An 11,674-nucleotide genomic window follows, 5' to 3' on the forward strand; every position below is an offset into this window, starting at 1 on the left:
TATCTATTTATACTATGATTAAAAATGCGATCGAAAATTCCTGCGATTTTTCTCAGGAAGTAGTTGACAGGTTTCACCAGATCTATGACAACCAGCAGGAAAATTTAAAGCATGTTCCACCCGCACTAAAGCAAATGGGCCTGGGGTATATGGAAATATTACTGCTGACAAAAAGGGAACTAAAGCTGGGATTGGGAGAATCTATCATGCTGTTGGAAATACCAGATGTTATGGTATAGGCTTGTTTATGCAGGCTTCGTTATCAGCGCCTGAGTTTGTCTGCCCCAAAATTTTGTCTCAGCCTGTAACCTTTCTTTTGTTGCCACGTTTAACAGTTAATTCCCGAGACCTGTACTGACTGTGACCGTAGCAGGGACAATAATCAAATATTTCCTCATCTCTCAAAAAGCAGAAGAAATGAAGCTTCCAAAATCACTTCTCAGCGCCATCCTTATTGGCATTGCAATTCAAACAACTGTAGTTTCCTGTGGCAAAGACGATCAACCCAAGCCCAAGGAGAAACCCAAACAGAATCAACCTTTGGACAATTGTCCGGCCTGTGGTATGGGTTGATAATTCACATCTGACATTTACGCTGTAATTTCAAAAAGGTGCCTGAAGTATTATCCGCTATTGCCTGTAATCTGGATGCAAACATCCTGGCTGCATGTTTGCCTTTGATGGAAGAGTCCAGGGTAGAAGCCATAGAATGGTCTTTTGACGCATTATACAAGGTAAAGGAAGTGCCCTCCTGGTTCCGGGAGCTGCTGACGGCCTTTGGCAATGAACAAAGACTGATCGGTCATGGTGTCTTTTTCTCCCTTTTTTCGGGGAAGTGGTTGCCCGAACAGGAGCGCTGGTTAAGGCACCTGGAGCAGACCGCTACTGAGTTCCGCTTTGATCATATCACGGAACACTTCGGGTTCATGACAGGAAAAGATTTCCATCATGGCGCACCACTGAATATCCCTTATACTGCCGCGACCCTCAACATTGGGAGGGACAGGCTGAAAAGGATCTATCATGCCTGCAGGCGACCGGTAGGTCTGGAGAACCTGGCCTTTTCCTATTCACTGGATGAAGTAAAGCGACATGGCGCCTTTTTGGAACAGCTGCTCGAGCCGGTCAATGGTTTTATTATTCTCGATCTCCACAACCTGTATTGCCAGCTCCGTAATTTTGATATCTCCTTTGATGAGATGATTGCCCTGTATCCGTTGGAGCGTGTCCGGGAAATTCATATTTCCGGTGGCAGCTGGGACGATTCTGCCGTTGATCCCAGCCGTCGCGTAAGAAGAGATACGCATGATGATGCTGTGCCCGATGAGGTTTTTCATCTACTGGAAATGACGATGCCCAGGTGCCCGCATCTCAAATATGTTGTGCTGGAACAATTGGGTAATGGCCTGTCAACAGCAATCAGCAGGCAGTGTTTTTACAATGATTTCCTGCAGATGGAGGAGATTGTTCGTAAACACAATCATGATCGTGATACAGGTTCATCAGATCCCTTCCTGCCAATATCCCCTTTGTCAATTGACGCCGTTGTTGAAGATATGACACTATATCAGCAACAGCTGGAACTTTCTGCTATTCTTGAATCATCCGGTTCTTATGCTGAGGCGATGTATGCGCTCCGGCAATCTTCCCTGGCTGGCTCAGACTGGCGCATAGAACAATGGGAGCCATATATGATTGAGACGGCTGTTAAGATTGCGCAGAAGTGGAAGAAGTAGGCTACTTACACCTCCGCTACCTCTATATAAAAATGCTCTTCATCCACCTCAAAATCATCTTCCCTCATGTGCTTCAGGGTCATGACCTGCCAGTCAGTTGTTGGATGTATAAAGCCAAAGCGGCCAGGCGCCAGTGTTACCTTTACAGGCATCCGGAATCCTGCCACATCTGCCAGCCAGCGGTATCGCAGGCGTAGATCGTGGCCGCTTTCTTTCAGGGATATTTCCAGTTTCGGCAAACTTGTACATTTCAGATACTGCTCAAAGAACCAGCTGTAATCCTTTCCCGTACGCTGAGAAATATATGTCACCAGGTCCTCAGCCGATAGTGTCTGGTAACGGAAATGCGCTTGTATATCCTTTAGCAGGTTAAACCACAGGGTGTCTTTATCCAGCACAAAGCGGAAAGTATTCAACATGAGGCTTCCTTTGGTATACATGTCCCCGATATCGTAGTGGATATGATTTACATTGTACACGCCACTTATCGGCTCCCGGTTATTTACCTGGTCTTTCTGGTGATTCAGGTACGCGATGCCCGGTGTTTTACCTACGCGGCACTCCATCACAATACTTTCCGCATACGTGGCAAATGCCTCATGCATCCACATATCGGCAATGTCTTTACAGCTGATGGCATTGCCCCACCATTCATGCGCTGATTCATGCCAGATCATTGGTGTATAGTCCAGGCGCATTCCTTCTTTGATCTTTCCTATGCATACACTGCTCTGATGCTCCATCGGATAAGGGCTTTCCAGCAACGTAAAACCGTCACGTGGAAAAGGGTATTTCCCGAAATGTTGTTCAAAACATGCCAGCATAGGCTTTACCTGTGCAAACATAGTCCTGGCACGTTCCAGGTTATAGGGCATAACGTAATAGTCCAGCGTCAGTGTATCATGGCCGCTGATATAGGCGTCCTTAAAACGTGTGTATTTGCCGATGCAAAAGGTAGCATTATAATTATTGATAGGGTAGGTCACCCGCCATTCATACCGGGTTTTATCTGCACCTGCCGGTGTTTTCCCTTGCAACCTCCCATTGGAGATCTCCGTGAAGCCATTTGGTATAGTGATGGAGATGCGCATGCTGTCCGGTTCGTCCGACAGGTGATCTTTGTTGGGCCACCATAAACTGGCGCCGGAGCCCTGGCATACTACCTGTACCCAGGGATTACCCTCTTCGTCCTTGTCCCACAATACACCTCCATGCATCGGGATCTTAAAGTCAGGCGTCTGTGGTGCGCCATCGTAATACACCGTGATCGTTGCTTCACTGCCGGCAGACAGTATGTTGGGGAATCGCACAAATACGGCATCCTCCTCCCGGGTAAATGACAAGGGCTGCCTGCCATACAGGATCTTTTCAATGCGCATATTGGCATACAGGTCCAGCTGCATCGCGTTGAAGGGGGCCACTACCTTAAAGCGGATACTGTTACTGCCCCTGATGGAACGCTGCTCCATGTCGACGTCCACATCCAGGTCATAAAAACTGACATCGTAACAGGAACGCAGGGGCGATAACATGCCACGCAGGGTATCTGCCCGGGTAAAGCCGTTCTGCCGGTTGGAAACATGGGTTACTTTGGGTGAGGGCAGGGCGGCTTCCTTTTTTTGTTTAACTGAATCCTGCAGCACCGGCAGGAGGATGTTATAATTTTCCCAGAAAGCGGGATCGTTGTCATTCCTGACCTCCTGGTTCATGGATGCCTTATCGTTACTGATACCTGTAGCAAAGCGTTGCAAACTATCCTTGTTCACATCGGTGACCAGCAGGTAAAAATCACCCGTCCAGGGAACGTCTTTCATGCCCCTTTTTCTGCTGTTGAGTAATAGATCCCAGTGGCGCTGCACAGTACTCAGGTAAGTTTTATCGCCATACCGCTTGTAGGTGATCACCAGCGCGATCTTTGTGAAGTCGAAGCTCGCCTTTACAATCTTGGACATGAGCGTGTAGCTGAGACCACCCTTCTGGTGATGGTTCAAGTAGTCATTCCCCGCCGGAGTGGTCTCTAATTCACACCTTACCAGCGCCGTGGTGGCTTCATCAACATATATCTTCGCCTGTACCAGCGCTTTGCGGCTATCTTCTTTGGGCTGCAGGTACAATACCAGCAAATTGCGGTCGCCTTCGCGGATGGTCTCCCGGTAGTCGCAGGTATAATAGCGGAAGTTGCGCTCATTCAGTATATTATGCTTTACATCAAGGTATTTCTGTAAGTCTTCATTCAGGGAGGAGTAAGCTGTATTCGTAATATTGCCGATCCACTGATACAGTTGGGGATCTTTGCTCCAGTCCACCTGCTTTTTACGTCCTTTTATAATACGGATCTGGTCTTTATAGTCCCGGCCGGTACGGTATGTTTTGTAAATATCCAGTACGGATTCATTGAAATTGATCGTATCGGCTGCCAGGCGGATATTTTCCCTGTAAAAAGCGGTCAGCCTCACGTCTGCTGTATCATAATTCTCCGGTATACGACTGATCATCTTTCTCAGGATACCGAAACCATCGCGCACATTGACCGATACTGCCGGAAGCTGGTAAACGGAAGGTTCCAGCCGGACCTCCATATCCTGTAAGCTGGCCTGCGGCAGGGGCATGGTGACCGTCTTATAACCGATACAGGAAATCAGGAGGGTATCCTGCCAGAATTTTTCCGCTATTTTAAAAACGAATTCACCTGCTGTATTAGCGACGGTACCGATGCTACCATTTTCCAACTGGACATTGGCATAAATAACAGGTTGATGGGTCACTGCATCAGTCACCCTACCCGAAAGCGTGATGAATTTCTCCTGGGCAAGAACCTGGTTTGTGGCAAACACCAGCCATAACAAACAAAGACGCATGTAATGTTTCATTTTCCTTTTTTGCCCTAAAGCACGCTATTTCAGGCTGGTATATCTACTCAAATCCGGAATTGAATAACATTTTCCTATTCATTTTCCGGTTTTGGCTGCTTTTCCAGGTGCCGGGTCATGTACTCTCTGGGCGACATACCGGTATGCGTCCGGAAGGCCCGCTGGAAAGTTGCCTGCGAATTGAAGCCGGCGTCGAAAGCCATGGCCAGGATAGTCATATTGTCCTGGCGGAGTTGCCGGGCATGCTCTTTAAAGGCTTCCACCCTGTACCCGTTCACAAATTCATTGAAGCTTTTCTGCAGGTGCTGGTTCAATACCAGGGAAATGGTTTTCTGGGGCAGGCCGGTATGCCTCGCTAAGAGGGCCAGGTTCAACTCGGGATCCAGGTACAGGCGGTCCTGCTCCATGGCTTTCTTCAGTAATGGCTCCGCTTCCGCTATCAACTTCAGGGGCGGAGGCGCCACTATTTTCCTGGCAACCGGTGCCTCCTCCGGCGCCATCAGGTAACCTTTTATTCCCAGGCAGTAGATCAGCACCACCAGGGGAATATATACCGGGTACCAGTCTACCGTATTCAACACCTTATCCGTCAGGGAGGGTATCACGTAGGGGACCAGGTAAATAAACCATATGATCTGAAAAACGAGGAAGAGACGGACAAACTGGCGCATCCACCGGTAATGAGGGCTCTTCTCCGTACTTACCCCGGCAAGATACCTGGCAGATAGCCAGAGGTACACGGTCACGGAACCCCATCGGGGAATATCAGCATATACGTTATAGTCGTCTATAAAACGCCCCCAGGATGCGGGCGCCGGTACGGAAAAGCCTAATAAAGCACCTGTAAAATATATCACAACGCTGAGCTGAGCACCACAATCTATGATGACCGGCATGAAATGTACCGCCTGCTTCCGGCTAAGCCTGAATGTGGGATCCATGGTGCTTTTGACATAGAAATACAACAATGGGCCAAGGGGCATAATGATCACCAGCGGAATGAGATTGCCCAGCAGGTTCAGTACAGGGTTGCCGGTGAACCAGGACGATTCAAAGAGATACAGGTTAAGGCATGCCAGTGCAATAAGCAATATGAGCGTACCGAGTAAACGGTTGGGGTGGGATCTTTTTTTGGAGAAGAACAGCAGTATGCTCATGATAAGCCCCTGTAGAAAACCCAGGAGGATCAGGATGTGGAAAAATTCAGCAAAGGTCATGGCCCGGATGTTTGGCTTTTAAAGATAGGGATTATTTGGGCTTGGTATTATCTAAAGTCGGGTGCTGCCCAATCGGGCACCAATAGAGCATCCGGAAGAGGCTATCGGTGCGCAGGATCAGACCTGCTCTTTTAACTAAAAAAACCAGGCTGTATCATACTTGATACAGCCTGGTTTTTTTCAGGTACCTGATTGAGTAAGGTAGTCCTTGAAGCGATTCTCAGCGCTTATTTTTATTTTTGAGTTTTCCTCGTTTTATTCGGGTACCTGACGGAGCCGGTAGTCATTTAAACGATGCTTATTGCTGGTAAGCACCCATACTGCTCACATTGTTCTTCACCAGCGGCAGACCGTCTTTATCCAGTTGTGTGGCGTCTTTGATCGCAGTAACATCGGCTATGTTACGGGAAGGGCTGCCACTTTGCAGATGGAAATCGCTTGTACTTACAAACAGCGGATCTTTATTGATAGAATGCGCATCCTGTTTAGCGCCTGTCTGATAAGTAGCAAAGCTTGAATAGCTTTTGCCTGCCCATTGTACAGACACCGTACCTGTTGGTGTAAACCATGTGTTATAGTCAAAACGGTTGTTCTGCTGAGGAGTGATAGATTCTACATAGAAAAGCAGCTTCGCATTGGTATAGAAGATGTTATTCGACACAACACAATTAGATGCCTTGGTCATCGCGATCTCTCCGGTGGATGCGTTCACACTGTTCCTGTAAAAAGTATTATTGATAATAGTTGCATTCAGTACCTGGCCGCTGGTCTCTGAATTGTAACCACCGAGCGCCAGGCCGGCTTCCCTGTTTTCCTGCAGTACGTTTGCCACTACGGTGATATTGGAAGCAGAGCCATTCTCTTCGGCGCCTACTTCTATACCGTAGCCATTGCCTTTACACCAGTTCCTTTCAATTTTGATGTCACGCGCACCATCTACATAAATACCACCACTGGTCGCATAGTCGGCAACGTTATTATAGCAGTTATTCTGACTAACCACACCATTGCGGGCCTGGTCAAGAGAGGCTGTGCTGCTTACACGGTAGTTGCCAATCAATGCAATACCAATGTTAGTGTTGTTATACACTTCACAATGCGTGATGCGGAAACCATCAATGTTACCATCGAGGGAAATAGCCTCGCTGTAACCGGTGATGTTATTGAACACTTTACAACTGTCAATACGGATGTTGCTAACTGCGTTTGCCTGTGTTTTACCTTCCCCATAGACGATGATACCCTGAGCGTTATCGTTATCGCCGGGCGTTTGGGTAGGTGTGGTAGTCCATGCTACTTCAGACACGTTTACATGATTCAGCTCAATGTCTGTCACAGTACCTGTTGAAGTGGCGGTGATGAGGATGCCCTGGGCATCTTTCTTAGTGACCTTGCCGACATTCAGGCCATAAAGACGAATATGGCTTTGATTTGCAATGGTTACGATGGCACTATTGGCGCCGCCCTTCTGGATATAGGCTGGCGCATCGGGAGAACCACTGAAAGTGATCGGCTGTTCGGCAGTTCCGGACACATTGATTTCCAGTTGCTGCTGATAAATGCCTCCGGCCAGGTGTACTGTTGTTCCTGGTTTGGCAAGGTTGGCTGCTTTTTGAATGGTTTTAAAAGCTTTTTCCGGCGATTTGCCGTCATTGTTGTCACTGCCAGTAGGGCTTACAAAATAATCCTGGACTGCGATAGCAGGTCCTGCGGCTAAGTTTTCATTGTTGTCAAGCTGCTCCAGGTTTTTCGAACAGGATGTGAGCACAATAGCACACGATGCTACAAGGAATAATGGTTTCATAATGGTTAAGTTAATTTATTAACTAACCACTAACGTGGGGAATGTCCTATAAAGTATATATACGATCTGTTAAATTAATGAAAACAGGGAAGCCAGCCGGCGCTATATCAGCGTTAGGTAAGCCCTTTGTTTTGATCCCACAGGATCGCCTTTAGCAGAAAAAGTATACCAGCCGCAATATCAATAGGTATCCAGCTTGACTTCCTGTATAAATACACTGGCAGGATGGGGTTAAAGATAACAGCGATCACCAGCAATATAAAGACCCAAAATACCAGGTGCTGTTGATAGGATCTTCTGATAAGCAATAAAGCGCAGATGAACACCAATATTCGCAGTACGGTATAATAGGCAATTGGCAGCTTTAAAATTGCTACGAAGAGCAGGACAGCTATAAGGAAGGTAAAGGAGCGCATGTTGAAGTTATTCTTCAGATCCTAAATCCCGCTGTTCCAGCCGGTGCAGCTTTTCATTTATCTTGTCGAGGTAAAACACGATATCATTGATACGGAGCACCCACCGCACAAGGGCTACATACAAGGCTATTAAGAGTATAAGGATGCCTATAACAACGATAACTGAACCATAATAGTAATTCATATCTGAGGTTTTAGAGGTAAATGACGAAGTGTTTCCGGGATTTAAAGCTAAAGCTTAAATCCATATAGAGCGCAGGTGCGCAGCAAATACGGGAAAAATCCCCTGTCACAGATCCGGATATTATGCGGGATTAAAAAAAGGGGAAATTTCCCCCTCCTGCCCAGGTTTTTTCCGTCAGAACTTAGTTTCATTTTTGCTGGGACAAAGAGATATACCTGCTGGTACAAAAAAATCCCAATAACATGAAGAATGCGAATACCCCGACCCGTGGAATACCCCTGATGTGTATATTGACATTTTTGCTGGGCTGCGGCTCAGGGACAGGCCGGCCAAATAGCGGCAGCTGTAGTGCGCCCAAATATACAGAGCCTGCTGTAAGCTATAGTATCTATATAGAAAATTCAGGTAGCATGGCCGGTTATCTCGGTAATACTTCAGACTTTAAAACGGTGCTGATGAATTTTGTAAGTGATATTCCGGCTTATCTGAAACAGGAACCGAACGTTTTCCTGATAGGCGGGCGTGTTTGCCCTTTTCACCCGGAAGATGGCACGTCTTTCGTCAAAAGTATCATGGGGCTGACCCCTAATGCACTTAGAAATTTATGTCCCTCAAACGGATCTTCGCCACTTCCCCAGATCATCGATTCCTGCACCAGCAACATGGAAAGAAAAGTAAGTATACTGATATCCGACTGTATCTTCTCAGCTAAAGATGGCAACCCTGCTTCCGCTGCTGCGGAATTAAAGGTCTTCATGGCAAAAAAGTTGCAGGCTGAAGGTAGTCTCTCCACCATTATCATCAAGTATAACGCTAACTTTACCGGAACCTATTATGCAGAAGCGGCCGGTGGAAAACCGGTGAAAGTGAAGAACATCAACCGCCCATTCTATTTGCTGATATTCGGTAAGAAGCTTAACCTCGCATCCATACTGCAAAAAATAGACTTTAAACATTATCCCGGATTTGAAGCCAGTTATTGCCTGTCGGCCAATGAGCCTGCAGATGCCGCTTATGCTGTCATGACCTATAAAAACAGGAAAGGGAATTTTGAATTCGTGAAGCCTTCCTGCATGATGCGGATCTCTGAAGCAGAAATGAGCAAGGGTGTGTTCCAGTTCTCTTTCGATGCAGACCTCAGGCAACTGGGCTACCTGGACGACTACCTGCTGAATACACAGCATTATATGGTTAATGATGGATTTTCAGTAGTAGCTGTTAATAAAACGACCGGGCAGCAACCATATAATATTACTTTATCGACCAAACAATTACACCCGCCTTATTTCCTGAAATTGCTGCTGGCATATGACATTCCTTCCTGGGTTATAAAAACGGGTAATGAGAATGACAGGACCCCTTCAGACAGCATTCAGCAGCATCAGACCTTCGGCTTTAAGCAATTAGTAACAGGTATATCTGATGCATACAAAGGTGCCAGCACAGACCGGGCATTTAAGTTACCCATAAGAACTATTGAGATTAATAACTAATACCAAAACTCAACACCATGGATATTTTACCCGGCTTGTTTGAAGCTGTAGGATTGTATTCTACCTCCGGCGGACTCGGAGAGCACTTACGCGGTCTGGGCGTGGACTGTCAGAATATGTCCCGCCAATCTGCCTACAACATTGTATTCCTTTTTATGATTGTGGTGAATGCCCTAATCATACTGAATTATTATTATGGATTGTTAAACAGGCAACCCTTTAACAAATTAGGCTGGTGGCTGATAAACGTCTTTACAGGAGCATTCATTATTTACCTGATCGCTTTCCTGGGGGCCTACAGGGACCTGGTGAACCGGAATTACTGCGAACAGTTATCCTTCCACAGTGGCGATTGCATGGGCTTCGGCCTCAGCGCGGCCATTTATTCTGTGCTCTGGTCAGTATTGCTGTCTCTCTTTATTAAATGGAAAAGCATCTGTAACAAAAAAATCCCTTTTTGACCATGGCAAAGCTATTTTTATTTGCAATAGGTGGTACAGGATCCCGGGTAGTAAAGGCCTTTACCATGTTAATGGCTGCCGGCGTGGAGATAAAGAACACCGATGCTATTGTACCTGTTATCATCGACCCGGACACCTCCAACGGGGACCTTACGCGCACCGTCGACCTGCTCAAAACCTACAAGGCAATCCGGGAGAATGGCGCTTCCGGCAACAGCGATTTCTTCAAAACGATGATCTCCTCTCTCGACGAATTGGGTGATGGCGGTTTCCTGTCAGATAATTTTAAATTCGATATCGATGGCGTAAAGGAACAACAGTTCAAAGAATTCATCGGCTACAGCGAACTTGATAGAAATAATAAGGCCTTCGCATCGCTGTTGTTTTCTACAGCCAACCTGAATGCCGATATGGAAGTTGGCTTCAAAGGCAATCCTAATATCGGCAGTGTGGTATTGAATAAATTTAAGGAGGCGCCCTTTTTTAGAAAATTTGCTTCCAGTTTCGAAGAGCAGGACAGGGTATTTATTATCGGTTCGATCTTTGGCGGCACCGGTGCTGCAGGGTTTCCGCTGTTGGTGAAGAACATCCGGGATGCAGCGCCACCCATACCCAGGCATTTTTACCTGCAGCGGGCAAAGGTCGGTGCAGTGGTGGTACTGCCATATTTTGGTGTAGACAAGGTAAGTGGAGTTACCATCGATAGTAATGCCTTCATTACTAAAACGAAGGCGGCCTTATCTTATTACGCGCGCAATATAACAGCGGAAAGTAACCGGGCAGTGAATGCCCTGTATTATATAGGCGATAAAGTGACCAACGATCAGAAAGGCGCAGATGGCGCGAGTGAACAAAGGAACAAGGCGCACTTTATAGAGCTGGCTGCGGCACTTAGCATTGTCGACTTTATGGCGCTGGAAGATAATAAACTGCAGGTCAGTGATGACCGGAAAGCCGTCAACCCTAAATATTTTGAATTTGGCCTCGGAAAAGAAACGATGAATATTACTTTCCCCGATCTATCAAGACAGACCTATGATCTCCTTGCCAAACCATTGACCCGGTTCAGTCTTTTCAGAAGTTTTATGGACAACCACTATGAAGAGTTCTCAAGGAAGAAAGGCGAAGCATGGGCGAATCACGGGAATAACAAACTGACGCCGGAAGAACTGGATGGCCGGTACCGCGGCGCTATCACTGTATTCAACCGCCATTATACCGAATGGCTGAATGAAATGGCTTACTCTAACGTTGCATTTTCTGCTATTGATACCGGAAAGAATGGGAAGGATATCTATAACCTCATCAATGGAATGCCCGGCAAAACGAGTTTTATGAAGCGCATGCTGGACGCTGCCGGAATAAATAACTTTTTGAAGGTACTGTCAAAGTTGGAACCCGAACTGGATCATTTGAGTAAGCCCCGTAAGCTGCTGGCATTGTTTTCTGCAGCAACAGCTGCTATTGTCAATGAAGAATTAAACCTATAATTG

General features: G+C 46.7%; 10 protein-coding genes. 5 read left to right on the forward strand and 5 right to left on the reverse strand.

The genetic code is table 11. The annotated features are described in order from the left end of the window. The first annotated feature begins 14 nt into the window (after nt 1-14). Both MYF79_RS13280 and MYF79_RS13285 read left to right on the forward strand, forming a co-directional pair. Nucleotides 15-239: a hypothetical protein gene (locus tag MYF79_RS13280; RefSeq protein WP_247814362.1), complete on the forward strand. Its 225-nt coding sequence runs from the start codon at nt 15-17 to the stop codon at nt 237-239. A 372-nt stretch (nt 240-611) separates the two neighbouring features. Continuing rightward, nucleotides 612-1,736 carry a DUF692 family multinuclear iron-containing protein gene (locus tag MYF79_RS13285; protein ID WP_247814364.1) on the forward strand — a complete coding sequence of 375 codons (1,125 nt, stop codon included), beginning with the start codon at nt 612-614 and terminating at the stop codon, nt 1,734-1,736. A 5-nt stretch (nt 1,737-1,741) separates the two neighbouring features. Here the strand turns inward: MYF79_RS13285 and MYF79_RS13290 are convergent, their stop codons facing one another. The 5 genes from MYF79_RS13290 to MYF79_RS13310 all read right to left on the reverse strand — a co-directional run bounded on the left by MYF79_RS13290 (nt 1,742) and on the right by MYF79_RS13310 (nt 8,227). After that, a complete protein-coding gene (locus MYF79_RS13290) occupies nt 1,742-4,606 on the reverse strand; it encodes a M1 family aminopeptidase (RefSeq protein ID WP_247814366.1) in 2,865 nt (954 codons plus the stop codon). A gap of 74 nt (nt 4,607-4,680) precedes the next feature. Then, nucleotides 4,681-5,823 carry a helix-turn-helix domain-containing protein gene (locus MYF79_RS13295; protein ID WP_247814368.1) on the reverse strand — a complete coding sequence of 381 codons (1,143 nt, stop codon included), beginning with the start codon at nt 5,821-5,823 and terminating at the stop codon, nt 4,681-4,683. Between the two features lie 298 nt (nt 5,824-6,121). Next, complete coding sequence (locus MYF79_RS13300) at nt 6,122-7,627, reverse strand: right-handed parallel beta-helix repeat-containing protein (protein WP_247814369.1); 1,506 nt, start codon at nt 7,625-7,627, stop codon at nt 6,122-6,124. 113 nt (nt 7,628-7,740) lie between these two features. After that, a complete protein-coding gene (locus MYF79_RS13305) occupies nt 7,741-8,043 on the reverse strand; it encodes a DUF6804 family protein (protein WP_247814371.1) in 303 nt (100 codons plus the stop codon). A 7-nt stretch (nt 8,044-8,050) separates the two neighbouring features. Then, nucleotides 8,051-8,227: a hypothetical protein gene (locus MYF79_RS13310; RefSeq protein ID WP_247814372.1), complete on the reverse strand. Its 177-nt coding sequence runs from the start codon at nt 8,225-8,227 to the stop codon at nt 8,051-8,053. 242 nt (nt 8,228-8,469) lie between these two features. Here MYF79_RS13310 and MYF79_RS13315 point away from each other — a divergent pair, with 242 nt between their 5' ends. Genes MYF79_RS13315 through MYF79_RS13325 form a run of 3 tightly spaced genes read left to right on the forward strand, consistent with a single transcriptional unit; the run spans nt 8,470 to nt 11,671 of the window. Beyond that, a complete protein-coding gene (locus MYF79_RS13315) occupies nt 8,470-9,720 on the forward strand; it encodes a hypothetical protein (protein WP_247814373.1) in 1,251 nt (416 codons plus the stop codon). Nucleotides 9,721-9,737: 17 nt separating this feature from the next. Then, entirely contained in the window at nt 9,738-10,181 is a 444-nt protein-coding gene (locus MYF79_RS13320) for a hypothetical protein (RefSeq protein ID WP_247814375.1), read from the forward strand. A gap of 2 nt (nt 10,182-10,183) precedes the next feature. Beyond that, nucleotides 10,184-11,671, forward strand: a complete 1,488-nt coding sequence (locus MYF79_RS13325; RefSeq protein ID WP_247814377.1) for a hypothetical protein — start codon at nt 10,184-10,186, stop codon at nt 11,669-11,671. Nucleotides 11,672-11,674: the final 3 nt, after the last annotated feature.

Source organism: Chitinophaga filiformis, from assembly GCF_023100805.1.
GTDB lineage: Bacteria > Bacteroidota > Bacteroidia > Chitinophagales > Chitinophagaceae > Chitinophaga > Chitinophaga filiformis_B.

Bases quoted from the DNA above. Each gene is read 5' to 3' on its own strand.
- MYF79_RS13295 (WP_247814368.1), bottom strand. From the start codon at position 5,823: ATGACCTTTGCTGAATTTTTCCACATCCTGATCCTCCTGGGTTTTCTA.
- MYF79_RS13305 (WP_247814371.1), bottom strand. From the start codon at position 8,043: ATGCGCTCCTTTACCTTCCTTATAGCTGTCCTGCTCTTCGTAGCAATT.
- MYF79_RS13300 (WP_247814369.1), bottom strand. From the start codon at position 7,627: ATGAAACCATTATTCCTTGTAGCATCGTGTGCTATTGTGCTCACATCC.
- MYF79_RS13280 (WP_247814362.1), top strand. From the start codon at position 15: ATGATTAAAAATGCGATCGAAAATTCCTGCGATTTTTCTCAGGAAGTA.
- MYF79_RS13310 (WP_247814372.1), bottom strand. From the start codon at position 8,227: ATGAATTACTATTATGGTTCAGTTATCGTTGTTATAGGCATCCTTATA.
- MYF79_RS13320 (WP_247814375.1), top strand. From the start codon at position 9,738: ATGGATATTTTACCCGGCTTGTTTGAAGCTGTAGGATTGTATTCTACC.
- MYF79_RS13315 (WP_247814373.1), top strand. From the start codon at position 8,470: ATGAAGAATGCGAATACCCCGACCCGTGGAATACCCCTGATGTGTATA.
- MYF79_RS13290 (WP_247814366.1), bottom strand. From the start codon at position 4,606: ATGAAACATTACATGCGTCTTTGTTTGTTATGGCTGGTGTTTGCCACA.
- MYF79_RS13325 (WP_247814377.1), top strand. From the start codon at position 10,184: ATGGCAAAGCTATTTTTATTTGCAATAGGTGGTACAGGATCCCGGGTA.